22 protein-coding genes are annotated in these 23,215 nt (G+C 47.8%); 13 read left to right on the forward strand and 9 right to left on the reverse strand.

Going from position 1 to position 23,215, the window contains the following annotated elements:
* Nucleotides 1–31: 31 nt before the first annotated feature.
* The 5 genes from coaBC (at nt 32) to Q0N89_RS00780 (ending at nt 6,505) form a co-directional block, all read left to right on the forward strand.
* Entirely contained in the window at nt 32–1,276 is a 1,245-nt protein-coding gene (gene coaBC / locus Q0N89_RS00760) for a bifunctional phosphopantothenoylcysteine decarboxylase/phosphopantothenate--cysteine ligase CoaBC (RefSeq protein ID WP_294032911.1), read from the forward strand.
* Nucleotides 1,277–1,461: 185 nt separating this feature from the next.
* The gene (locus tag Q0N89_RS00765; protein ID WP_294032912.1) at nt 1,462–3,147 is read left to right on the forward strand and encodes an AMP-binding protein; all 1,686 of its coding nucleotides are present in this window, start codon (nt 1,462–1,464) and stop codon (nt 3,145–3,147) included.
* Nucleotides 3,148–3,496: 349 nt separating this feature from the next.
* A complete protein-coding gene (locus Q0N89_RS00770) occupies nt 3,497–5,200 on the forward strand; it encodes an AMP-binding protein (RefSeq protein WP_294032913.1) in 1,704 nt (567 codons plus the stop codon).
* 122 nt (nt 5,201–5,322) lie between these two features.
* Nucleotides 5,323–6,039: a ribonuclease PH gene (gene rph, locus Q0N89_RS00775; protein WP_078254416.1), complete on the forward strand. Its 717-nt coding sequence runs from the start codon at nt 5,323–5,325 to the stop codon at nt 6,037–6,039.
* 1 nt (nt 6,040) lies between these two features.
* Nucleotides 6,041–6,505 carry a hypothetical protein gene (locus Q0N89_RS00780; RefSeq protein ID WP_294032914.1) on the forward strand — a complete coding sequence of 155 codons (465 nt, stop codon included), beginning with the start codon at nt 6,041–6,043 and terminating at the stop codon, nt 6,503–6,505.
* A 66-nt stretch (nt 6,506–6,571) separates the two neighbouring features.
* On the opposite strand, the gene hemJ is transcribed toward Q0N89_RS00780, so the two are convergent.
* The 4 genes from hemJ to serB form a co-directional block, all read right to left on the reverse strand.
* On the reverse strand, nt 6,572–6,997 hold the full coding sequence (hemJ, locus tag Q0N89_RS00785; protein WP_294032915.1) for a protoporphyrinogen oxidase HemJ: 426 nt from the start codon (nt 6,995–6,997) through the stop codon (nt 6,572–6,574).
* Nucleotides 6,998–7,105: 108 nt separating this feature from the next.
* Nucleotides 7,106–8,158 carry a biotin synthase BioB gene (bioB, locus tag Q0N89_RS00790; protein WP_294032916.1) on the reverse strand — a complete coding sequence of 351 codons (1,053 nt, stop codon included), beginning with the start codon at nt 8,156–8,158 and terminating at the stop codon, nt 7,106–7,108.
* 140 nt (nt 8,159–8,298) lie between these two features.
* Nucleotides 8,299–8,808 carry a hypothetical protein gene (locus tag Q0N89_RS00795; protein ID WP_294032917.1) on the reverse strand — a complete coding sequence of 170 codons (510 nt, stop codon included), beginning with the start codon at nt 8,806–8,808 and terminating at the stop codon, nt 8,299–8,301.
* An 88-nt stretch (nt 8,809–8,896) separates the two neighbouring features.
* On the reverse strand, nt 8,897–10,006 hold the full coding sequence (gene serB, locus Q0N89_RS00800) for a phosphoserine phosphatase SerB (RefSeq protein ID WP_294032918.1): 1,110 nt from the start codon (nt 10,004–10,006) through the stop codon (nt 8,897–8,899).
* Between the two features lie 287 nt (nt 10,007–10,293).
* On the opposite strand from serB, the gene Q0N89_RS00805 reads away from it, so the two are divergent.
* The 5 genes from Q0N89_RS00805 to Q0N89_RS00825 all read left to right on the forward strand — a co-directional run bounded on the left by Q0N89_RS00805 (nt 10,294) and on the right by Q0N89_RS00825 (nt 13,283).
* Nucleotides 10,294–11,442: a hypothetical protein gene (locus tag Q0N89_RS00805; protein WP_294032919.1), complete on the forward strand. Its 1,149-nt coding sequence runs from the start codon at nt 10,294–10,296 to the stop codon at nt 11,440–11,442.
* A gap of 127 nt (nt 11,443–11,569) precedes the next feature.
* Nucleotides 11,570–11,794 (forward strand): PA3496 family putative envelope integrity protein, encoded by a 225-nt coding sequence (locus Q0N89_RS00810; protein ID WP_078254422.1) that lies wholly within the window; start codon nt 11,570–11,572, stop codon nt 11,792–11,794.
* Nucleotides 11,795–11,874: 80 nt separating this feature from the next.
* Nucleotides 11,875–12,396 carry a UPF0149 family protein gene (locus tag Q0N89_RS00815; protein WP_294032920.1) on the forward strand — a complete coding sequence of 174 codons (522 nt, stop codon included), beginning with the start codon at nt 11,875–11,877 and terminating at the stop codon, nt 12,394–12,396.
* Nucleotides 12,397–12,477: 81 nt separating this feature from the next.
* Nucleotides 12,478–12,831, forward strand: a complete 354-nt coding sequence (locus Q0N89_RS00820; protein WP_078254424.1) for a YbjQ family protein — start codon at nt 12,478–12,480, stop codon at nt 12,829–12,831.
* 2 nt (nt 12,832–12,833) lie between these two features.
* Nucleotides 12,834–13,283: a heavy metal-binding domain-containing protein gene (locus tag Q0N89_RS00825; protein ID WP_294032921.1), complete on the forward strand. Its 450-nt coding sequence runs from the start codon at nt 12,834–12,836 to the stop codon at nt 13,281–13,283.
* Nucleotides 13,284–13,397: 114 nt separating this feature from the next.
* Here the strand turns inward: Q0N89_RS00825 and Q0N89_RS00830 are convergent, their stop codons facing one another.
* Nucleotides 13,398–14,867, reverse strand: coding sequence for a DASS family sodium-coupled anion symporter (locus tag Q0N89_RS00830; RefSeq protein WP_294032922.1), 1,470 nt, complete (start codon nt 14,865–14,867; stop codon nt 13,398–13,400).
* Nucleotides 14,868–15,137: 270 nt separating this feature from the next.
* Between Q0N89_RS00830 and Q0N89_RS00835 the strand changes: the two genes are divergently transcribed.
* Nucleotides 15,138–18,056: a valine--tRNA ligase gene (locus Q0N89_RS00835; RefSeq protein ID WP_294032923.1), complete on the forward strand. Its 2,919-nt coding sequence runs from the start codon at nt 15,138–15,140 to the stop codon at nt 18,054–18,056.
* Nucleotides 18,057–18,139: 83 nt separating this feature from the next.
* Here Q0N89_RS00835 and Q0N89_RS00840 read toward each other — a convergent pair whose 3' ends face one another.
* Together Q0N89_RS00840 and Q0N89_RS00845 are read right to left on the reverse strand one after the other, a co-directional pair.
* On the reverse strand, nt 18,140–19,039 hold the full coding sequence (locus tag Q0N89_RS00840) for a histone deacetylase (protein ID WP_294032924.1): 900 nt from the start codon (nt 19,037–19,039) through the stop codon (nt 18,140–18,142).
* Nucleotides 19,040–19,069: 30 nt separating this feature from the next.
* A complete protein-coding gene (locus tag Q0N89_RS00845) occupies nt 19,070–19,768 on the reverse strand; it encodes a hypothetical protein (RefSeq protein ID WP_294032925.1) in 699 nt (232 codons plus the stop codon).
* Nucleotides 19,769–19,967: 199 nt separating this feature from the next.
* Here Q0N89_RS00845 and ccmA point away from each other — a divergent pair, with 199 nt between their 5' ends.
* On the forward strand, nt 19,968–20,612 hold the full coding sequence (gene ccmA, locus Q0N89_RS00850) for a heme ABC exporter ATP-binding protein CcmA (protein ID WP_294032926.1): 645 nt from the start codon (nt 19,968–19,970) through the stop codon (nt 20,610–20,612).
* Nucleotides 20,609–21,283 carry a heme exporter protein CcmB gene (locus tag Q0N89_RS00855; RefSeq protein ID WP_294032927.1) on the forward strand — a complete coding sequence of 225 codons (675 nt, stop codon included), beginning with the start codon at nt 20,609–20,611 and terminating at the stop codon, nt 21,281–21,283. Before ccmA ends, Q0N89_RS00855 begins: the two co-directional genes overlap by 4 nt.
* Before the next feature lie 69 nt (nt 21,284–21,352).
* On the opposite strand, the gene Q0N89_RS00860 is transcribed toward Q0N89_RS00855, so the two are convergent.
* On the reverse strand, nt 21,353–22,354 hold the full coding sequence (locus Q0N89_RS00860; protein ID WP_367178541.1) for a PhzF family phenazine biosynthesis protein: 1,002 nt from the start codon (nt 22,352–22,354) through the stop codon (nt 21,353–21,355).
* Nucleotides 22,257–23,117, reverse strand: a complete 861-nt coding sequence (locus Q0N89_RS00865; protein ID WP_294032928.1) for a carbon-nitrogen hydrolase family protein — start codon at nt 23,115–23,117, stop codon at nt 22,257–22,259. The genes Q0N89_RS00860 and Q0N89_RS00865 overlap by 98 nt, the downstream gene beginning before the upstream one ends.
* Between the last annotated feature and the right edge of the window lie 98 nt (nt 23,118–23,215).

Raw genomic sequence — 23,215 nt, forward strand, 5'->3', positions numbered from 1 at the left:
ATACGCCCATTTCTCCACATAGGCGACAGCCATGACTGATTTGACCAAACCAAAAATCCTACTCGGTATCACAGGCGGTATCGCTGCTTATAAATCGGCAGTACTTGCTCGTCTGCTTATCAAGGCAGGCTGTGAAGTGCGTGTGATGATGACGGCAGCAGCGTGCGAGTTTATCACGCCTTTGACCTTGCAGGCGTTGACTGGCAATGAAGTACATACACAGCTTTTGGATGCAGAAGCCGAAAAGGGCATGGGGCATATTGAGCTTGCCAAATGGGCGGATGTGGTCGTGATCGCACCTGCATCTGCCAACACCATCGGCAAGCTTGCTAATGGCTTGGCGGATAATCTACTCACCACTGTGTGTCTTGCGACCGATGCGCCGATTCTTATCGCACCTGCGATGAATCAGCAGATGTGGGCAAATGCCATTGTGCAGGATAATTTGATTAAGCTTACCCGCTTTGGCTATGAGCTTATCACACCAGATAGCGGCGAGCAGGCGTGCGGCGATGTCGGGGCAGGGCGATTGCCTGAGCCTGAGGCGTTGAGCCAGACGATTTTGGCATTTGTGGCTCGCCAAAGACTGCCACAGTCATTGGCGGCTAAGACTGTCGTTATTACCGCAGGGGCGACGCTTGAGCCGATTGATCCGGTGCGTTTTTTATCCAATCATTCTACAGGCAAGATGGGTTATGCACTGGCAGCGGCGTGCCGTGATGCTGGTGCGGATGTGGTGCTCGTCAGCGGTAAGCGTGTGGCATTACAAGCACCCAAAGGTGTGCATCGCATTGATGTCGGCACGGCAGATGAGATGCTGTCGGTGTGCCTAGATGTCTGCCGTACGGCGGATGTATTTATCGCCACCGCTGCCGTGGCGGACTATAAGATGGCAACCATCGCCGCTCACAAAATCAAAAAAACCGATGGCGTGGACGGCATGACGCTAGAACTCATCAAAAATCCTGATGTGCTTGCCACCATCGCCAAGACTTATCCTGATGTGCTGACCGTCGGCTTTGCTGCTGAGACTCAAGACACTGAAAACTATGCCAAAGGCAAACTTATCGCCAAAAATCTTGACATGATTGCGGTCAATGATGTGTCTGATACCAGCATCGGCTTTGGTAGCGATGATAATGCGATGATGGTGTTTTTTGCTGATAAATATGCCAAAACCGCCCAAAAACTGCCCAAAGCCCCAAAATCCACCATCGCAAGGCAGTTGGTAGATTGTATCGCATTGATTAGTAGTAATAATTACTCTATAAAATAAATACACTTAAGCCAAATTTTCATTCACTTGTCAATCAAAAACTATGAAAACTGGTTCACAAAAATTGATTGTCAAAAGTCGGTGGCTTGCGTAACTTTGCACATAATCATCTAATTATTCGCTTGATTATCAGCTTTGGCATTTGACCGCCACCGTCAATGACAACAACATTCATAGGAAGAAACATGACTGATTACTCATCATTTACCACGCCTGCCGACCGTGCTTGGCAAGCCACTTACCGCAAAAACAATCTAGATATTCAGCTTGTCATGCCTGATGGCGTGAATAATTTGCTGGATTTTTTTGATGTCAATTTTCGTGCCAATCGGGGTCAGCGAGCCATCACCTTTATGGGGGTGCATATCGGCTATGATGAACTTGATAAGATAAGCTTAAAAATCGCAGCGTATTTGCAGTCGCTAGGTCTCGCTCAAGGTGATAAAGTGGCGGTGATGATGCCAAACACACCGCAGTATCTGGCGGTGATGATGGGGATTGTGCGAGCAGGGCTTGTGCTTGTCAATGTCAATCCGCTATATACCGCTCATGAGCTTGAGCATCAGCTCAAAGACAGTGAAGCCAAAGTGCTATTTATCGTTGAGAACTTTGCTCATACCTTTGAAAAGGTGCAGGACAAAGGGCAAATTAGCCATGTCATCACCACAGGCATCGGCGATATGATGGGTATCAAGGGCATTGTGATTAATGCTGTTGTGCGTCATCTGAAAAAAATGGTGCCAAATTATTGCATCCCAAATAAGATTAACTTTAAAGATATCCTAAAAACTTCTGCCAACTACACTCGCCCAACACTGACCCTTGATGATGTGGTGATTTTGCAGTACACAGGCGGGACGACAGGCGTCGCAAAAGGTGCGATGCTGACACATGGTAATTTGATAGCCAATGTTGAGCAGTGCATGACCTATGTCAAATCAGGCTTTGATAGGCCGTATCAGCACGGCGAATACATGGCGGTGGCACTGCCTTTGTATCATATTTTTTCGTTCATGGTGACGATGCTTGGCATGAAGATGGGCTTTGCGATGCTACTTATCCCGAACGCCCGTGATTTTGATGATTTGACCAAGCAATTTGCCAAATATCGTCCGCAGTTTTTCCCTGCGGTCAATACGCTGTTTAACGCTTTGACCCATCACAAGGGCTTTGGCGCGCTTGACCATAGCAATATGAAAATCTCTTTGGGCGGTGGCATGGCGGTGCTGCCAAGCACGGCTGACGCATGGGAGAAATTGACTGGTAATTACATCGTCGAAGGCTATGGCTTGTCCGAGACTTCCCCTGTCTTGACCTTCAATCCGCTTGGTAGCTACACGGGCAAAATCGGCGTGCCATTCCCATCGACCGACATTATCCTGCTGGATGATGACGGCAATGAAGTGGCGATGGGTGAAGCAGGCGAGATTTGCGCCAAAGGTCCGCAGGTGATGAAAGGCTACTGGAAACAACCCGAAGAGACCGCCAAAGTGATGACTGCTGATGGTTATTTTCGCACGGGTGATATTGGTGTGATGGACGAGCAGGGCTATTTCAAAATCGTGGACCGCAAAAAAGACATGATTTTGGTCTCAGGCTTTAATGTCTATCCAAACGAAGTCGAAGAAGTCATCGCCGCTCACCCAAAAGTGCTCGAATGTGGTGCTATCGGCGTGCCTGATGGACACAGCGGCGAAGTGGTCAAGGTCTTTGTGGTCAAAAAAGATGACAGTCTCACCACCGATGACATCAAAGCATGGGCGAAGAAAAACTTGACCGGCTATAAACGCCCCAAGCAAATCGCCTTTGTTGATGAATTGCCCAAATCCAATGTCGGCAAAATCCTGCGTAAAGAGCTCAGAAAGCTATAAGCTATGCTTGAATGATATTTTAATCATAAGACATCGTGTATATCACGGTGTCTTTTTTTGTTGATAACAAAGATGCTGTAGCGATAAGCTTAATTGTGCGGGCTGATTAGGCTGTCAAATGTCCAGTATGTCCGATAAATGCAGTGTATTTTTTGGGCTTTAGACTGATTTTACTTGGAAAATTATGTAAAATATGGTCTAATAGCTTACAACTGTTTTCTCAAAAAATTTGCCAACATTCTTGTCATGCTGCCAAACTTATGATAGATTTAGGGTGTATGTAACTGATTTAGCATACCGTGATACGGCTTGGTATCGAATGATGGATTTTTAGACATAAGGAAGTATTATGACCACACAACATTTCACCGTCCCCACCGACCGCCCATGGTACAAGACTTACCAAGAACACGGCATTGAGTTTGATTTTAATTTGTCAAACAACATTCATTCACTGATTGATATTTTTGAACAAGCCTTTGCTCGACATGGCAATAAGGTGGCATTTACTTGTATGGATGTATCGATTACCTATCGTGAGCTTGATAATTACAGCCGTCAAATCGCCGCCTATCTGCAATCGATTGGCTTGGTCAAGGGCGATAAAGTGGCGGTGATGATGCCAAATATCTTGCAGTATCCGATTACGATGATTGGTATCGTGCGAGCAGGGTTGACGCTAGTGAATGTCAATCCACTATACACACCACATGAGCTTGAGCATCAGCTCAATGACTCTGAAGCTAAGGCGTTGTTTATCGTTGAGAACTTTGCGCAGACCTTTGAGCGTGTGGAGAACAAGGGTCAAGTCAAGCATGTGATTGTCACATCGCTTGGCGATATGCTTGGCTTTAAAGGCTTTATTGTCAATGCGGTGGTACGCCATGTCAAAAAAATGGTGCCATCGTGGAATATCCCGGGTCATATCAGCTTTAAAGAAGCGCTAAATCAAGTATCGGCATCGGCTTACAATCGCCCACAGGTATCGCTTGATGACATCGCTGCGCTACAGTACACGGGCGGTACGACAGGCGTTGCTAAGGGTGCGATGCTGACCCATGCCAACTTAGCATCGAATGTCGAGCAGTGCAAACCGTTTGTTTCTAAGGTATTCCCTGAGCAGGATTTGAGCGGTAAATACATCGCTGTGGCACTGCCTTTGTATCATATTTTCTCATTTACAGCGTGTGCACTGTTGGGTATGAAGATGGGCTTTAGCATGCTGCTTATCACCAACCCACGAGATTTTAAGGCGGTGTGTAAAGATTACGCCAAATATCGTCCGGTATTTTTCCCTGCGGTCAATACGCTGTTTAATGGCTTGGTACATGACGAAGGTTTCCGTGCGCTTGACCACAGCAACCTAAAACTATCCTTAGGTGGCGGTATGTCGGTACTGTCCGACACTGCCAAAGCGTGGGAGCGCCTGACGGGTAATTATATCATCGAAGGCTATGGCTTGTCTGAGACATCACCTGTCTTGACCTTGAATCCACCGGGGGGCTATACCGGCAAAATCGGTATCCCATTCCCTGCAACCGATGTTATCTTATTAAATGAGAATGACAACGAAGTGGCAATGGGTGAGCCGGGTGAAATCTGCGCCAAAGGCCCGCAAGTGATGCCGGGCTACTGGAAGCGTCCTGATGAGACCGCCAAAGTGATGACCGCTGATGGCTATTTCCGCACAGGTGATATCGGCGTGATGGACGACAAAGGCTTTATCAAGATTGTTGACCGCAAAAAAGACATGATTTTGGTCTCAGGCTTTAATGTCTATCCAAACGAAGTCGAAGATGTGATGACTGCGCATCCAAAAATCCTAGAATGTGGCGTCATTGGCGTGCCTGATGAGCACAGTGGCGAAGTGCCAAAAATCTTTGTGGTCAAAAAAGATGCAAGTCTGACCGTCGAAGAAGTGCGTGCGTGGGCAAAAGAAAATCTAACCGGCTACAAGCGTCCAAAATACATCGAGTTCATCAGTGAGCTGCCGAAGTCGAATGTCGGTAAGATTCTGCGTAAAGATTTGCGTAAGCTTGAAGAGAGCAAATAAGCGATATCGACTTATCAAAACCTGTCATCACCTATCATTGGGTGATGGCAGGTTTTTGTTTTGTGTTTTTGGGCATAACTTGGTAAAATTGCTTAAATTCACAACAATGACTAGAGATTTTTATGCGTATTGATGGCAGACAATTGAATGAACTTCGCCCAATCAGCTTTACCCGCCACTACACCAAGCACGCCGAAGGCTCGGTGCTTGTGTGCTTTGGTGATACCAAAGTGCTATGCACCGCCAGCGTCGAAGCAGGCGTACCAAGATGGCTCAAGGGACAAGGACAAGGCTGGCTGACCGCTGAATACGGAATGCTACCGCGTGCGACAGGCACACGCACTCAGCGCGAAGCTGCTCGTGGTAAGCAGTCAGGTCGCACCCAAGAGATTCAGCGTCTGATTGGTCGTAGCCTGCGTGCGATGCTTGATTTATCAAAGCTTGGCGAGAATACCATTCATATCGATTGTGATGTCATCCAAGCCGATGGCGGTACACGCACGGCGAGTATCTCAGGAGCAGCGGTGGCGCTGATTGATGCGCTTGAATATCTACAGCGAGAAAAGAAACTGACCCAAGACCCGCTGCTGGGCTTGGTTGGTGCGGTATCGGTGGGTATCAAAGATGGTAAGGCGTATCTGGATTTGAACTATGCCGAAGATTCAACCTGTGATACCGATTTGAATGTGGTGATGACCCAAGCAGGGGGCTTTATTGAGATTCAGGGCACGGCAGAAGATAAGCCATTCACCCGAGCCGAAGCTGATAGTATGCTAAGTCTGGCTGAAGCTGGTATCCGCCAAATCATCGAAGCACAACAGCAAGCATTGGGCTGGTAAGATGCTGACGGTCAATGATGATGGCGTCAGCATTCGCCTGACAGGACAAGGGGGCGACCCATTGTTTTGGTGGTCGGTGGGATTGCTTGTGCTTGGGATTGTCGTGGCGGTGATTTGCTTTACCATGCCTGTTGAGTATGCCATCGGCTCGTTGTTTGTGTTTGCTGTGGCGATGTTTGGCTTTAATATCAAGCGTCATCAGGCGAAGCGCCGTCATGTGTTTGGTGTCGGTGAATTAAGGCTTACACCCAAGCGATTTATGATTGATGATAAATCCTTGACATTGTCCGAATCTGCACAGGTGGACATCAATGGCGTGTGGCTGATTGTTAAAGACCGTGGGCTTGAGTATCATTTTTCGGGCTTTGCGGACGAGCGAGAGATGAGCATTGCCAAAGCGGTGCTTGATGGTCAAAGCGTCGCCAAGAAAAACGCCGTCATTAAGATGGTTAGCACAGCGGATTGATAAGATAGCAAAACAAAAGCCCTAAGCATCAGCTAGGGCTTTTGTTTTTTGGGGTATGCATACTGCTTAAAACGGCTTGACCACTGCCAAAATCACCACGGCAATCAAGATAAACACAGGAATCTCATTGAACCATCGCCAATAGACATGACTTTTAAGCTTGGGATTATCCATCAAACGAATACGAAAGCGACCGCAGGACAGGTGATACAGGGTGAGTAGCACGACAAGGACAAGTTTGGCGTGTAGCCAGCCTTGAGATAGATAGATACTTGGTGCTAAGGCAATCATCAGAAGTCCACACCCCCAAGTGGCAATCATCGCAGGCGTCATAATCCCACGATACAGCTTACGCTCCATCAGGGCAAATCGCTCTTGGCTGAGCGTATCATCGCTCATCGCATGATACACAAATAGGCGTGGCAAATAAAAAATCCCCGCAAACCAACAAACCATACTGATGATATGAAAGGCTCTGATGTACTCTAGCATTGTGGCGTCCAATAAAAAAGATGCGCTTATTATAGCACATCTTTTGATGGTATTGATTTGCCGAGTAGGCGGCAATGGATGACCGCTTAGCCACTCATTAGCCACTCATTAGGCGCTTAGCGGGCAACCTTCGGGGTGTTCTTGATTGATGGCAGTGCCACTCATGGCATCGATGATTTGTGGCTTTGGCATAGGGCGAGTTGGCGTCAGCCCAAGCTCTGCCATCAGTCTGTCATCGTGTGCGGTAGATTGGTTGCCTGTGGTCAGTAGCTTATCCCCATAAAAAAATGAGTTCGCCCCCGCCATAAATGCCAATGCCTGCTCGCCATCGCTTAGGCTCTCACGGCCAGCAGATAGGCGTACATAGCTTGTCGGACAGCAGATACGAGTCACCGCAATGGTGCGAATCCATTCGATGACTGACAGCTGACCTTCGGCAAGCACCTTATCGCCAAGCGGTGTGCCTTTGATGGGTACTAATAGATTCACAGGGATTGACTGTGGCGGAATCGGCATTTGGGTTAGCTCATAAATCCAGTCAATGCGGTCTTGGCGGCTCTCACCCATGCCAACGATACTGCCCGAGCAGACATTGATACCCGCATTGCGGACATACTCGATGGTCTCAAGGCGGTCATCATAACTGCGTGTGGTGGCGACGCTGTCATAGTAGCTGCGAGATGTGTCTAGGTTATGATTATAATAATCTAGGCCTGCATCTGCTAGGGTTTTGGCTTGGTCGGGATTTAGCATACCCAAAGTCATGCAGGTCTCAAGCCCAAGCGCCTTGACTTCGCTGATAAGCTCAACCAGATACGGCATATCTTTGGCACTTGGATGTTTCCACGCTGCACCCATACAAAAGCGTGATGAGCCTTGTGCTTTGGCACGGCGTGCCGCTGCGAGCACTTTTTCGATTTCTAGGCGTTTTTCGGCTGTCAAGCCCGTCTTGTCACGATGATGACCTGACTGTGAGCAGTAGCCACAGTCTTCGGGGCAGTTGCCTGTTTTGATGGATAATAGGGTGCTGATTTGCACTTCATTGGCGTTGAAATGCTCACGGTGCACCGTCTGAGCTTGCATCAGCAAATCCATCAGCGGTAGGTCAAATAAACGAGCAATTTCGTCCTTGGTGGTAGCTTGTGTCATGGTGGTCATCATCGTATTGTCGGTGTTTATTGTGTTTGAATATGCGTGATTTGACGCATCTTATCGGTCGATAGTTGGTGAACGATTGTACTGAAATTTTTACCAAATAGCAAATCCATTTGCAGTGTTGGGCGAAATCATTGGCAAGACGGTTATTTGCCCAGCTTTTTCTTTAGGCTAAGTAGCGCATCTTTGGCGGTCTCGGCATAAGGCTTGGCAAGCTCAATATAGGGCTTGGCCTGCTCGACATAGCCACGATATTCTTCGGGAATGGTCGCCGCTTGCTTGCCAATACCTGCAAACCATAGCACAAGCTTATAATCGCCCGTGATTTTGACATCGCCATCTTGGATAGCTGTCATAAATGCCGCCACATCGCCTTTGGTCAGTAGCTTGACACCGGTCATCGAGTCTTTAAAATCAATGGTCAAATCCGCATCGTGCGCTGTGCCGAGTGTTTGTCCAAAATGCCCTTGGTCAAAGCGAAAATAACGCTCAACATTGGGTGCGACGAACTGAATACAGACGGTGCGTTCTTTGACAAGATTATTAAACGACTCGTTATTGCGAGCTTTGGCAAGGTTTTGCAAACGCAGTCCTAAGCCTGCCAAAAGAGCATCTAGCGGGTCGGCTTTGACATTGATTACGGGAATGGTCAGCATAAAAATCCTATCGATAAATAAATGACAAATTAAAAATGAAAAGGGTAGCAGATTATCCGTGATTTTTCGACGAAAAATTTGTAACCAATCAGCGTACATCGAGTCGATGACCCAGTGCATATAGCACGCCCTCAAGCCCTGTCAGATTGACAGCGGCATCAGCACGCGCCTGTACGATGGGCTTGGCATGATAAGCAATGCCCAAATCACTCACCGCCATCATTGGCAAATCGTTCGCACCATCGCCGATACAGACGACTTCTTTCATCGATAGCCCTAGGCGTTTGGCGACGGTTTGGGCGATGACAGCTTTTTGGTTGCCATCTAGGATATTATCATCGACCAGTCCGCTTAAAGTTTTGCCGTCATTGAGTAGCGGATTGGCATAATATTCATCCATGCCAAGCGTGTTTGCGACATATTGGGCAAATGGCTCAAAGCCGCCCGAAATCAGCACGGTATGATAGCCAAGCGCTTTGAGCGCCTTGATGGTGGCTGCTGCGCCCGGCTGAAAATGAATGTGCTTGGCGATAATCTCATCAACAATGCTAATCGGCGCATCAGCAAGCAGTGCCACACGACGAGCAAAACTCGTTGCAAAATCAATCTCGCCACGCATCGCCTGCTCGGTGATGTCTGATACTTTATCTTCGATACCGCAGAATTTGGCAAGCTCAACGATGACTTCTTCTTGAATCAGTGTTGAATCCATATCAAAGCACGCCAAGCGATGCTGTGTCAGTAGCTTATCAGCGGATAGGATATGCACATCAGCCTGTAGCTGTGCGGATAAATGCTGGGTGATTTGCTCATCAATGATGTGTGCAGCCGCTACTCGTTTGTCCTGACTCATCGGTGCGCCTGTATAAGACAGTAGATAGCGGTGAATGGCGACGGCGGTCAAAGTCTCATTGCTGTCAATCAGATGGGCAGATGCTTTGGCAGTTTCGTCATCATTGACGATGCTAAGTTGCCAGTTGGGCTGTGCTTGCACCCACTCGCTCATCAGTGCATCAATATCAACAGCAGGCGAGCTTGCCACCACGACAATACCAAAAATCGGCAGCTCTTCAATCTGCTCGCTGTGCTGACCTGTGGTCAAATCCACGCCATGTAGTGCAGGTGGCAGTGTCTGTAGCTGTGAAAAGGCGTGTAGCCATGCTTGGCTGTTATTTGGTAGGGCATAAGTGATGGTCATGATAAAACTCGTTTTTTTGGTGAAATAAAACCGCAGATAAATCCGCCATAGAGTGAACATATTAGCACCAAACCAGCTTTTATAAAAGGGTAATGTGATGGAATTGTGTATTTGGCTCAAAAACAGTTGCGTAATCATAGTAAACATGGGAAAATTAGGGGATTTTTTCTATTTGTCAAGCTCTGATTGCTTAGTGTTGGTTTTTTATCATGTCTTATTCTGCCCCCAAGCAAGTTACTTTTTTGATTGTCTTATTGGTGAGTTTATTTTTTCACATAGTTTTTTTTGTGGTGAGTTCTAATCGTTATTTGACCGAACAAAATCGCACCGTAGCGGATCGCATTGCCACAGAGCTTGTGTCAGACTTGACCATGCCAAGCTCAATCAATGACCGTGTGAGCATGAGCTACATCGCCAACCAATACGCCCAAGAGCCACAGGTGGCATTCGTTGCGGTATATAATGCCGAAGACAATATCGTGGTCTCAGTTGGCGAAAATGAAGGCGGCTATCAGACCAAAAATGAAGCGATTGTCTCTGGAGATAAGGCACTCGGCTCGGTGGTGGTTGGCACCAAAGCGATCAGTACTGCTGGTATTTTGATGGGTCAGTGGCTATTTTTATTGGCGATGATCGTACTACATGGCTTGGTGTGGGTGGCTTATACTTTCATTGCTCGTCCAAGTCGTGAGCTTAGAGCACAAATCGAGCAGCAGACACGAGATCGACTCTTAAGCCAAGGCTTGGTGCTTGGCGGTAGCCCAAGTCTTGCGCCCGAGCCGAGTGATGATAAGATGACTGTGAGTGATGAGAACATCGCTCCAAAAGAAAAAGAAGAAGCTGTCGTACAAAATACGCGACATGCTAGCTATACGACACAGATCCGCTTCGAAGATCCAAATCAGCTACTGCAAGCTCTGTCATTTGATCATAAAAAAATGTATTTTGCGCTGTGTGATCAGATGCTTTCAAAAGCTGCCGAAAAATTACTCGAAGCACCATTTTTGGTAGGGGTGTCGATTTATGCCATCAAAGGGTTTGATGAAAATGGCGCAAGCGTTGAACTGCTTGCAAATAATGACCATGCCAAGGTTGCAACTGCATCGATGATGTTAGCACAGCTTGTATTGATGGTTAATCAGATCGTCTATGATCGCCATCTTAAACAAGGTCAGTTCGCCCTAAAAATGTGTACCACTGCAAGTGATACCGCCCAAAATAATGCCGTGCTCGGTGTATCATCACGCCGAAAGCTGCCAATGGTGCTGATGTTTGAAGATGCTGCCAAACAAGAGCTTGCTCATTCGGGCACGATTGAGAATTTACCAAACCCGCTTTCCATGTCAGAGCGTGATTGTCAAATTGTCACTGCGCTCAATCAGCAGGCAGTGAATCGCTTGCGTGTGGCTCGTGATGCGGTATTTATTGAAGATTAGACGCTGGATTGTCTGCCACCATTGAATAAAAAACTTGACAAATTTTTCAATATCGATTATAAGCTAGTTCAACCGATCAATTACGGTGGATGAATTGGAAGAGTGTAACGATAGCTAAGGAGTCATTATGAGTAATATTGATGATGATTTTGATGATGATAACTTTGAAGAAGATGCTGATGCCAAGCTTGCCGATGAAGGCAAGGCAAAACCCCTAGAAAAACGCCTAAAAATCGACGCACTACTCGAAGAGCAACGCATCAACAAACTCAAGCGTGCGTTAGAAGAAGACGATTTTGCGGAGTTTGATGATCTTGATGATGACTTTGATGACTTGGACGATGATTTTTGATCCTAGCTGTCAATGACAAGATGTTTGCTTATACTGACATTGTGTTGGTATAAGCCTTATTTTTAAAAAGAGTATGAAAAATGAATAAACAAGAACTGTTTGCTTATCTTGAGTCACCTGCCAATGAAATGGGTCTAGACCCGATTGCAGCGCATGGCTTTTTGACCGCAACTGTGGTGGGTAAGCCATTGCCAAATTGGCTATCAGCATTCTTTGAAGGGGCGGATGCAAGCGTACCAAGCGAAGTCAAAGAAGCGCTACAAGCATGGCGTCAAGAGCTGATTGACACCCTAAAAGCCGAACAGCCGATTGAGCTGCCGTTCGATGCCAGCGAAGAAGCCGAAGACTTTAGCGAAGATGGTGACCTAGCAGCATGGGCGATTGGCTTTGTGGATGCGATGTATTCAGATGAGAATGTCGATTGGTTTGATGATGAAAACACCGAGCAAGATGTGGCGGATTTGACCTTGCCGATGGTTGTGCTATCAGGCATTGACGAAGAGCTTGATGAGATTCGCAGTGATGAGATGCTAGCTGATATGGCAAACGCACTTGAAGATAACATCACCGAGCTGTTCTTGTTATTTCACACCGATGACTAAGCATTGGCAGTCATTGACAAAGCGATAAGCAGGGTGTGTACATCCTGCTTTTTTATCAAATACGAATCATGTGGGGAAGTTATGCAGTTATCCAATCTTGAGCATTTGCCAAATTATATCATCACCGAGCGACTTGATGTCGTCTATGGCAGCACCGTGCGTAGTAAGCACGTGGGTAAGGATTTATTAGCAGGGCTAAAAAATATCGTCGGCGGTGAACTGACTGCTTATACCGAGCTACTCGAAGAAGCTCGCCAAGAAGCCATGTCACGCATGATTGCCAAAGCACAAGCGCTGGGTGCAGATGCCATTGTGGGTATTCGCTTTTCGACATCGAACATCACCGCAGGCGCATCAGAGCTGTTCGTCTATGGTACGGCGGTCAAGGTGCAAAAGAAATTCAACCCTTTTGGGCAGGCTGACGGCACAGAATAATCATGGACATTTCTGCGATATTATTAAGAAATATTGATTGGCTGATTGCGATTATCTTGTTCTTTGTTGGGTGGTATTTTGGTTCTCGTGCCGAGCGTCGCCATTTGGCAAGCCTAGTCGCCGATGAAGCCAAATACCGTCATATCCGAGTATCGAGCGAGCGTATCGATGTGCCTGATGGCGCAGGCGAGCCAGTGTTTGTGACGGGTAATGTCGTCATCGCCCAAGACAGATTTAAGCTCGTGATTGCAAGTGTGCTTAGCTTATTTGGTAAGAATTTGACCGTCTATGAGAGCCTGCTTGACCGTGCTCGCCGTGAAGCGGTGGTGCGTGCCAAATCCCAAGCGCACAAAGCAGGCTGTGATGCTATCTATGGCTTACGCTTTGAGATGTGCGATATAGATGGCGGTGTCGAAGTGCTGGTTTATGGGGTGGGGGTTTTGACCAAGTAAGATAGGCGGTGCATAGACTTGTCAAACACGCTCATTAATTATAAGCACTCATCAAGCAAAAAAACCATCTTGATATCACAAGATGGTTTTAAATGATTGTTTAATAAATGAATATCACCAATAGCCAAGCACTTTCCACCAAGCGCCACCAATGATGACAAATACCAGCAGATTGACCACGCTCATCACAAAGCCTGCTTTCCACCATTCAGGCAAGGTCGTAAAGCCTGAACCAAAAATCACCGGCGAAGTCCCTGTGGCATAATGCGTCAAAGTCATCATCAGGCTAGATGCCGCTGCCATCAATAATGCAAAGAACATCGGCGGTGCGCCAAGTGCAATCCCTGCGGTCAAAAATGCGCCAAACATCGCCGTGATATGCGCTGTGGTGCTTGCAAACATATAGTGTGCATACATATAAGCAACCAGTAGCAACAAGCCTGCCATCATACCGCTAAGACCCAGACCGCTGATGCTTGTCTCAAGCGAGTTTGAGAACCATTCGATTAAGCCAAGCTTATTTAAGAATGTCGCCATCATAATCAGTGCCGAGAACCACACGATGGTATCCCATGCGCTTTTTTCGGAAGTGACATCCGCCCAAGTCAGAACGCCAGATAGTAGCAACAAGCTAAGACCGATAAAGGCGGTGGCAGTGGCATCAATCTTAAAGCCGAACAACAGCTCAGGCACACCTGCCCAGCAAGCGAGCAAGATACCAAAGATGGCAAGCATGATTGACTCGTCACGGCTCATTTTGCCCATTTCAGCAAGCTTATCTTTGGCGAACTGTACGGCATTTGGCGTGTGCTTGATGGTCGGTGGGTAAAGAAAATACAGCACCAAAGGCATCAAAATAAACGCCACAAGACCCGGCACAAGCATTGCCAATGCCCACTGACTCCAGCTTAGGCGAAACTCACTGCCTAGACTTTCGGCGATGAGATTGACCACCATTGGGTTTGGTGCGGTGGCGGTGATGAACATCGCCGAGCTGATTGGGTTGCTGTGATAATTGACCAGTGCTAGGTATTTGCCCATTTTATCTTGGGTGTTTTTGGCGGGGTTTGAATCATAGCTTTCGGCGATAGAGCGCATAATCGGGTGCATGATAGCGCCACCACGAGCGGTGTTACTTGGGGTGACAGGGGCAAGGATGAGCTCGGATAATGCCAAACTATAGCCGATGCCCAATGTCTTTTTACCAAAAATCGCAATAAAAATATAGCCAATGCGCGCGCCAAGTCCTGTCTTTAATAGACCACGAGAAATCATGATGGACACACCAATCAGCCAAATCAGAGGATTGGCAAAGCTTGATAAGGCATCTTTCATGGCGGCATCCGCCTTGCCATCGCTGACGGTGATGCCTGTGACAGCCACCAAAGTGATGGCGATGATTGAGATTGCGCCGATTGGCATGGCTTTGCCGATAATCGCTGCAATCACCCCGACAAATAACGCAAGTAGATTCCATGCTTGTGGCGTCACGCCATCAGGGGTTGGAATCAGGATAATCGCCACCGCCAAAGCAATGGCAATCAGCGTGGGTATTGGCTTAAAGCCTAAGCTTGATTTGTTCATAATACACCCATTTTTATAACTATAAAGCAAAAAAAGGACACTGCAACCGATGTCCTTATGATAATCAATTTTATTTTGAATGTGCTTGGGTTTATTATACGCCAAATAAATACATATAAATATTAAGGAATTGAAATTATCAATCCAAAGTCATTTTGATAAAAAATACTAGACAAGTTACCCAATAAATTCCCATCAAAAATCCCCACAAACCGCCCAAAACTTGCTAAAATAGAACCATTTTTTTAAGTATAAATTTGAGAGCTGATTATGACCAACAACGCCATCCAAACCGCCCTAGACCGCCTATCTTCTGCCTACAATCCAAGCGACATTGAAGCAGGAATGTATCAAGGCTGGGAAAATGCAGGCTATTTTAAGCCAGATTACACGAAGCCTAAAGCCTTCTCAATCGCCTTGCCACCGCCGAATGTCACAGGCTCACTACACATGGGGCATGGCTTTAATAATGCTATCATGGATACGCTGACTCGCTACCACCGCATGATGGGCTACAACACGCTATGGCAAGCAGGCACTGACCATGCAGGTATCGCAACCCAAATGGTTGTTGAGCGTCAGCTTGGCTTACAGGGTATCAAACGCCATGACTTAGGCCGTGACAAATTCCTAGAAAAAGTCTGGGAGTGGAAAAACGAATCAGGTGGCAACATCACTCGCCAAATCCGTCGTCTAGGCTCATCGGTGGACTGGAGCCGTGAACGCTTTACGATGGATGAAGGCCTATCAAAAGCGGTGCAAGATGTGTTCGTCAAGCTGTATGATGATGGTCTTATCTATCGTGGCAAGCGTCTGGTGAACTGGGATATCAAGCTTGAGACGGCATTGTCTGACCTAGAAGTAGAAAATCACGACGAGCAAGGCTCATTGTGGCACTTTAAATATTTCTTTGAAAATCAAGAGCTTAAAACCAAAGATGGTCAGAACTATCTGGTGGTGGCAACTACTCGTCCTGAGACCTTGCTTGGTGATACGGCGGTGGCGGTACATCCTGAAGATGAACGCTATGCGCATCTGATTGGTCAAAATATCGTCCTACCGATTACGGGTCGTATCGTGCCTATCGTGGCGGATACTTATGTCGAAAAAGACTTTGGTACAGGCTGTGTCAAAATCACCCCTGCGCATGATTTTAATGACTATGAAGTGGGTAAACGCCACAATCTGCCACTGATTAATATCTTTGATAAAAATGCCAATATCCTAGCTGATATGCAGGTCTATGAGAGCCTAACTCAGCGTGAGCCGACACTTGAGACGACACCGAGCGATTATGCAGGCTTGGCTCGTTTTGATGCCCGCAAAAAACTGGTGGCAGATGCCGAAACTCAAGGCTGGCTTGAAAAAATCGAACCGCACGCACTCAAAGCCCCACGAGGCGACCGCAGTGGTGAGATTGTTGAGCCGTATTTGACCGACCAATGGTATGTGGCGATTGAGGCACTTGCCAAGCCTGCGATTGAAGCGGTCGAAGATGGTCGCATTGAGTTTGTGCCCGCACAATACAAGAATATGTACATGGCGTGGATGCGTGATATCCAAGACTGGTGCATCAGCCGTCAGCTGTGGTGGGGTCATCGTATCCCTGCATGGTATGATGACAAGGGCGGTATCTATGTGGCGCATGACGAAGCTGAAGTTCGCAGTAAATACAATCTGCCTGCCGATGTCATCCTACGCCAAGATGAAGATGTGCTTGATACTTGGTTTAGCTCAGGTCTATGGACATTCAGCACGCTTGATTGGGGTAATCCAAATGATGACGGACGAGCATTGCAGACTTTCCACCCAACCAGCGTGCTGGTGACTGGCTTTGACATCATCTTCTTCTGGGTGGCTCGCATGATTATGCTGACCATGCATTTTGTCAAAAATGCCGATGGTACGCCACAAGTACCGTTCAAGACCGTCTATGTGCATGGTCTGGTGCGTGATGGTCAAGGTCAAAAGATGAGTAAGTCAAAAGGCAATGTGCTTGACCCGATTGATTTGATTGATGGCATTGACCTAGAAAGCTTGGTGGCGAAACGTACGACAGGGCTGATGAATCCAAAAGATGCCGCCAAAATCGAAAAATCCACCCGCAAAGAATTTGCCGATGGCATCGAGGCATTCGGCACGGATGCACTGCGTTTTACCTTTACAAGCCTAGCAAGTACAGGTCGTGATATTAACTTTGATATCAAGCGTATCGAGGGCAACCGTAACTTCTGTAATAAAATTTGGAACGCCACCCGCTTTGTGCTGATGAACTGCGTGGACAAAGCAGGCAATGAGCTACCCATTGACAAAACCGCCAATAAACAGCTGTGGGAGCTACCCGAAAAATGGATTGTCAGCCGTCTAAACTCAACCATCGCAAGCATCCATGAGGCGATGGCGACTTATCGCTTTGACTTGGTGAGCCAAGCGATTTATGAGTTTATTTGGAATGAATATTGCGACTGGTATGTCGAGCTTGCCAAATCAGCGCTCAATGACGACAGTGTCAGCGATGAGCGCAAGGCGCAGATTCGCTATGTGCTGATTCATGTACTTGAGGTCGCCATGCGATTCACCCACCCAATCATGCCGTATCTGACCGAGAGCCTGTGGCAGACGGTTGCGCCACTGATTGACCGCAAATCTGCTGACAGCATCGTCATCGCTGATTTCCCTGTGGCGAACGCCGATGATATCAGTGAGCAGACCGAGCAGGATATGGCATGGCTACAAGCACTCATCGGTGCGGTGCGTAACATCCGTGGCGAGATGAAGCTGGGTAATGCCGTGCGTCTGCCTGTACTACTACAAGGGGCGAACGATACCGAGCAAGCATCACTCAGCCGTATCGCCAATCAGTTCAAGGCACTGGCAAAAGTCGAAACACTCACCATCGTCGCCGACACCGATGAAGTGCCACTGTGCTCATCGAGCATGGTAGGGCAGGTCAAGGTGCTCGTACCGATGAAAGGGTTGATTGACCCGACCGCAGAGCTAAGCCGTCTCGCCAAAGTCGCCGAAAAACTGCAAGCACAAGCCGATGGCATCGCTCGTAAGCTGTCCAATGAAGGCTTTGTCGCCAAAGCACCTGAAGCGGTGGTCGCCGCCGAAAAAGCCAAACTTGATGAGCTAAACACTCAGCTTGCCGAGATTGCTAAGCAGGTGGAGCAGTTGAAGGGGCTTTAATTGACCTTATCGGCTTTGTTTAAGCTGATTGCAATGGGTATAACTTAGGTTATGCCCATTTTTATTGGAAGTGAGCCATGATTTTACAATAATCCACCAACCACCCCAAACACCACACTATGTCCCCGCACAATAATATCAATATCAGGGGCATAGCCACCACCCATCGTAACCACTGTTGGTAGCTTGTTATTGTGGAGCGTTTCGATGACAAATTGTTCTCTTTGGATAAGTCCGTCCATAGACAGGTTAATGCGTCCAAGTCTGTCATCAGCCAGCACATCCACCCCCGCTTGATAAAACACAAAATCAGGGCAGAACTCATCGAGCACCTTTGGCAGATGATAGTTTAATAATTTTAAATATTTATCATCACCTGTGCCGTCTGTTAGGGCGATATCTAGGTCGGATTTTGGCTTATGATAAGGATAATTTTTCTCGCCATGCATACTAAAGACAAATACTGAAGGATTGTCCGCCATGATGGCTGCATTGCCATTGCCTTGATGGACATCTAGGTCTAGGATTAAGATGCGTTTGGCAAGTCCATCTCTAAGTAGCACATTGCTCGCCACGCAGACATCATTTAGGATACAAAACCCTTCTCCGCTATCAGCAAAGGCATGGTGCGTACCACCAGATGTCGATAGGGCGATACCATTTATCAGGGCGTGCTTGGCGCAGGCGATGGTCGCACCGACGACGAACCGTTCACGGTCGATGAGTGCTTGACTCATAGGCAGACCGATTTTACGGCAGTCTTTGGCAGGTAAGGTCAGCGTGTCTAGGGCGTGCCAATAGTCGGGTGTATGCGTGGTCAAAATCTCATCCACCGTCGCCATCGGCGGCTCAAAAAACTGACTGGGCGTAGCAATACCATCGGCAATCAGTTTCTGTGGTAGCTTTTCATACTTTGCCATCGGGAAGCGATGACCTTCGGGCACAGCATGACAAAAGATGGGCGAGTGGGCGATTTTGAACATAGATGATGGATTTTTATAATTTAGAATAACTTATTGATATTGCTGTGTCGGCTCAAAAAATTGTCCAGATGTCTCATCATGAGTGTCATTGGATGTAAAAGGCGCATTGAGATAATCCAGCACAATCGGGCTGGGCTCTTGTTCGCTCATCACATCGTGATACAGCTTTTGGGCAAGTTCGGTTAGGCTTGCCACACCTTGCAAATAGCAATCCAGTGTATGGTCGTCAAGATTGGTAAATTCCGCATCAAAGCTGACTTTGGCACGCACTTCGCCATCGGTCGGGTCCATCTCAAGATTGCCAAACGGGATGCCAAGATTTGCCATCGCTATCGCCATCATCATCGGCGCATAGTGGGACAGTGGCACGACATCGGTTAAGACGCCAAACACAGACACAAGCTTGGTGCGTTCATTAATCCGAAACACACAAGTCCACTCATCCCCACCACCCCCAAAAGGCACAATCAAGTGATGCACCTGCGCAACACCGCTTGGCATCATGCCATAGGCATCTGATGGGCGATGCTCAAGCTGCCAGCCGTGCTGATTGAGCCACTCGGCGATGGCGGATGTGATGGGTAGATGCTCAAGCGTGCTTGGGTTTGGCTTGGCATTTGGCAGTTGGCTGTCCGTATCAGGCAGTGCAGGCTCGCTGATTGGCTTGGGTGCATCATCCTGTGGTGTATCTAGATTGAGCAGTTGTTTTAGTTTTTTTAATAATTTCATCATCGTCATGGTGCTGTGTTTTGGATGCTTAGCATACCAAAAATTCTACCAAAGTGCCAATCAAACTACCATCAGCATCTTATCAAGGGGCGGATTTGCCAAATTTTTTTTGTAAAATCTGTGATGATTGCGTGCTTTTTTAGCTTTTGATGTGGTTTTTTGGTATGATAGCGGATAAATTTTTGTGGTAATAAACTTCATGACTGTCGCGACTTTATCGTCAAATATCACCAAACCAAGTGCAGGCGAGCCGATTTTATCCCTAGAGCAGATGGCTGTGCAGCGGGGTGATTTTTTGCTGTGTCAAGGTGTGGATTTGACGCTGTACTCGGGGGATATTTGCCATCTGATTGGCGAGAATGGTCTGGGCAAGACGACCTTGATGTCGCAGATTGCAGGCTTGCTACCCATCATGACAGGGTCGGCCACCATAAATGGGGCGTGCGTGTATGTGTCGCATCAGCTTGGGATTAGCTCGGCTTTGACAGTGGGGCAAAATCTGCGGTTTTTGTTATCCTTGTACGGCGTGCAGGCGGATGATGAGGTGCTTGAAGGGGCGCTTGAGCAAGTGGGCTTGCAAGGCTTGGCGGATGTCTCAAGCGTTCAGCTGTCGGTAGGGCAGATGCGTCGTGTCGGTTTGGCTCGGTTGTTTGTACTGGATGCGACAGATGCACCATTTTGGCTACTCGATGAGCCATTGACAGCGCTTGATGTGGCGATGGTGGCACGGCTTGAAGCTCGTATCGGGCAGTTCGCCCGTGATGGCGGTGCGGTACTGATGACTAGCCATCAGGCGACGCACGCAACCAACTGCACTTTGGATTTGGCGGAGTTTGCCTTATGATGAACCAAGCGTTTATGACCATGCTACAGCGTGAATGGCAAATCAAACGCCAAGGGGCGGTGCAGTGGCTATTTCCTTTGGTGCTGTTTTTGCTCATCATCACTTTGTTTCCGCTTGCCATCGGCAGTGAGCCAAATCTGCTACTTCGCCTTGCGCCATCGGCGGTGTGGATTGCTGCGCTGATTGCGCTTGTGATTGGTGTGGATGATTTGTTCCGTGGTGAGTTTGACAATGGCACGCTTGCGCAGATGGTCGTCACCAAAGCACCGCTGATGCTGTGGGTACTGGCTCGGCTGATGGTGCATTGGCTGTTTAGTGCAGGCGTGGTGGCGTTGTTATCATTGCTTGTGATTGTACTGTTTGGCATGGCGACCGGTGATGCGCTTGTGCTGGCTTTATCCATCATCGTCGGCTCACCGCTACTGCTTGCGTTGTCGGCGATTGCTAGCAGTCTGACTTTGACACTCAAAAATGGCGCTATCTTAGTGCCGCTGATTGCACTACCGATGCAGCTGCCGGTGCTGATTTTTGCTACCGGTGCGGTGGATTTGCACGCTACGGGGCTCAATGGCTTACCGACATTGGCGCTGATGGCAGCAGGCAGTATCATCGCTGTGCTTGTGACGCCGTGGGTGGTGGCAAGTGTGCTTAAGATGGCGTGGTCGGATTGATGGCTGTGTTGATGGCAGATTGGGCTTGGTGTAATAAGTCGTTAAATTTATCTATCTACACCCAAAAACTTATACCAAAAACTCACCTTGGGCAACTTGCACCACACGCCCACCGACAAAAATCGTCTGCTCGTCATCGACTTTGAGCGTCAGGCGGTTGGGTCGTCCCATATCATCGCCTTGATGGATGGTTTTGGCGATAGGATATTGATTTTGTTGAATAAAATACGCCCCCAAATTGGCACACGCCGAACCTGTACCGCTGTCTTCGCTGATAACATCACCTTCTTTGGCAAACATTCTTGCATAAACTACACTATCATCATTATCATCCTGTGCCCATAAATAAATCGACGGTTCATAGCCATTAGCGCAAGGGTGGTTGATGAATAATTGTTGTAAGTTATTAAGATTGATTTTGGCAGAATGCAGTGCTGATGGGCTATCTACTTGTAATAAAAACTGCAAAGTCCCTGCATTGACAAAATACCCCGTGTCCACGATGTGACTGGGTGCAAGTCCACAAATATCATGTAGTGCTGAACTATAATTGGTGATATTATGAACTTCAAACCCTGCGACTGCCATTTGCACGGTATCATCATTAATGTGGATTTGCACAGGCTTGGCTTGGGTATTGGTGGTAAATGATGATGGTAGATTGTATAACTTTTTTAAAATAAACGCACTGCCAAGCGTCGGATGACCTGCCAGTGGCAATTCATAATTTGGCGTAAAAATGCGTAAATCAGCCGCCGCCGATACGCCATGCCTGTCTGTCGGTGGATGAATAAACACCGTCTCGGATAGATTAAACTGCTTGGCAATCGCCTGCATTTGCTCGTCAGTTAGCCCATCGGCATGGGGAAAGACCGCCAAAGGATTGCCACCAAAATGACTTTCGGCAAAGACATTGATCAGATAAAACGGATAAGCTTTCATGGTAAAGTTCCAATCAATAAGGGCAGATGAGTTAAGCGCCCAAGCGATGACAGTCAAAAATCGGCATCGCTTGGCGGATTTTGGCTTGCTTGGCGGGGTCAAATTCGGCATACACCACCGCATAGCCATCAGTGCCGATGTCGGTCGTGCCACTGTCTGCCACCACTTTGCCACTAGCATCTACCACCAACGAATGCCCCCAAGTCTCTCGTGTGCTTGTGCCGATGTGATGGCTGCCGCCTTGTGCCGAGCCGACGACTAGGCACTGACTATCTAGAGCACGGGCTTGGAGTAGCAGTTGCCAATGTGCCTTGCCCGTCTGATAAGTGAACGCCGCAGGCACGGTGATGATGTCCGCACCCATTTGGCGTAGCCGCTGTGCTAGCGCAGGAAATCTGACATCAAAGCAAATCATCATGCCAATGCCCACCGCCACGCCATCGATGGTGCAGTCAGCGACAACAAGCTTATCACCCGCTTCAAAGGTCTTGCCTTCATCATAATTGCCTGTGGCATCATCGACGGTGGCACGAAACAGATGAATTTTATCATAGCGTGCCTTGATAGCGCCTGTGTCGTCGATGAGTAGGCTCACCTGTCGTACCTTATCATGGGCGACGGCTGTGCCGCTGGGTCTGGTGGGGCAAGGCAGTGTACCTGCTAGGATATGTACGCCATGAGTCTTTGCAAGTGATTGATAAAATTGACAAATTTCATCAAATCTATCGGCAAGCTCACTTTGGCGACCCATGACGCAAGCATTCTCAGGCAGGACAATCAGCCGAGCACCATGCAAGGCGGCATCACCGATGGCGTGGGTGATGATGTTAAGGTTGGCGTCGATATCGGTTTGGCTGTTCAGCTGAATGCTGGCGATACGGATGGTGGTCATGGCTCGTCCCTGTGGTGTCTGTGGTGTCGGTAGGTGATGGGTTTTTTGGGCTTTTATGGTTTGGCTTTCTTTGATTAAAATCCAAGAAAAAATCGCAA

Origin of the sequence: uncultured Moraxella sp., from assembly GCF_945873075.1 — a bacterium.
Taxonomy (GTDB): domain Bacteria; phylum Pseudomonadota; class Gammaproteobacteria; order Pseudomonadales; family Moraxellaceae; genus Moraxella.

What these genes read in the sequence shown, in the direction of transcription:
- coaBC (WP_294032911.1), top strand. Translation starts at nt 32, where the DNA reads ATGACTGATTTGACCAAACCAAAAATCCTACTCGGTATCACAGGCGGT.
- Q0N89_RS00765 (WP_294032912.1), top strand. Translation starts at nt 1,462, where the DNA reads ATGACTGATTACTCATCATTTACCACGCCTGCCGACCGTGCTTGGCAA.
- Q0N89_RS00770 (WP_294032913.1), top strand. Translation starts at nt 3,497, where the DNA reads ATGACCACACAACATTTCACCGTCCCCACCGACCGCCCATGGTACAAG.
- rph (WP_078254416.1), top strand. Translation starts at nt 5,323, where the DNA reads ATGCGTATTGATGGCAGACAATTGAATGAACTTCGCCCAATCAGCTTT.
- Q0N89_RS00780 (WP_294032914.1), top strand. Translation starts at nt 6,041, where the DNA reads ATGCTGACGGTCAATGATGATGGCGTCAGCATTCGCCTGACAGGACAA.
- hemJ (WP_294032915.1), bottom strand. Translation starts at nt 6,997, where the DNA reads ATGCTAGAGTACATCAGAGCCTTTCATATCATCAGTATGGTTTGTTGG.
- bioB (WP_294032916.1), bottom strand. Translation starts at nt 8,158, where the DNA reads ATGATGACCACCATGACACAAGCTACCACCAAGGACGAAATTGCTCGT.
- Q0N89_RS00795 (WP_294032917.1), bottom strand. Translation starts at nt 8,808, where the DNA reads ATGCTGACCATTCCCGTAATCAATGTCAAAGCCGACCCGCTAGATGCT.
- serB (WP_294032918.1), bottom strand. Translation starts at nt 10,006, where the DNA reads ATGACCATCACTTATGCCCTACCAAATAACAGCCAAGCATGGCTACAC.
- Q0N89_RS00810 (WP_078254422.1), top strand. Translation starts at nt 11,570, where the DNA reads ATGAGTAATATTGATGATGATTTTGATGATGATAACTTTGAAGAAGAT.
- Q0N89_RS00815 (WP_294032920.1), top strand. Translation starts at nt 11,875, where the DNA reads ATGAATAAACAAGAACTGTTTGCTTATCTTGAGTCACCTGCCAATGAA.
- Q0N89_RS00820 (WP_078254424.1), top strand. Translation starts at nt 12,478, where the DNA reads ATGCAGTTATCCAATCTTGAGCATTTGCCAAATTATATCATCACCGAG.
- Q0N89_RS00825 (WP_294032921.1), top strand. Translation starts at nt 12,834, where the DNA reads ATGGACATTTCTGCGATATTATTAAGAAATATTGATTGGCTGATTGCG.
- Q0N89_RS00830 (WP_294032922.1), bottom strand. Translation starts at nt 14,867, where the DNA reads ATGAACAAATCAAGCTTAGGCTTTAAGCCAATACCCACGCTGATTGCC.
- Q0N89_RS00835 (WP_294032923.1), top strand. Translation starts at nt 15,138, where the DNA reads ATGACCAACAACGCCATCCAAACCGCCCTAGACCGCCTATCTTCTGCC.
- Q0N89_RS00840 (WP_294032924.1), bottom strand. Translation starts at nt 19,039, where the DNA reads ATGTTCAAAATCGCCCACTCGCCCATCTTTTGTCATGCTGTGCCCGAA.
- Q0N89_RS00845 (WP_294032925.1), bottom strand. Translation starts at nt 19,768, where the DNA reads ATGAAATTATTAAAAAAACTAAAACAACTGCTCAATCTAGATACACCA.
- ccmA (WP_294032926.1), top strand. Translation starts at nt 19,968, where the DNA reads ATGACTGTCGCGACTTTATCGTCAAATATCACCAAACCAAGTGCAGGC.
- Q0N89_RS00855 (WP_294032927.1), top strand. Translation starts at nt 20,609, where the DNA reads ATGATGAACCAAGCGTTTATGACCATGCTACAGCGTGAATGGCAAATC.
- Q0N89_RS00860 (WP_367178541.1), bottom strand. Translation starts at nt 22,354, where the DNA reads ATGGCTATGCGGTGGTGTATGCCGAATTTGACCCCGCCAAGCAAGCCA.
- Q0N89_RS00865 (WP_294032928.1), bottom strand. Translation starts at nt 23,117, where the DNA reads ATGACCACCATCCGTATCGCCAGCATTCAGCTGAACAGCCAAACCGAT.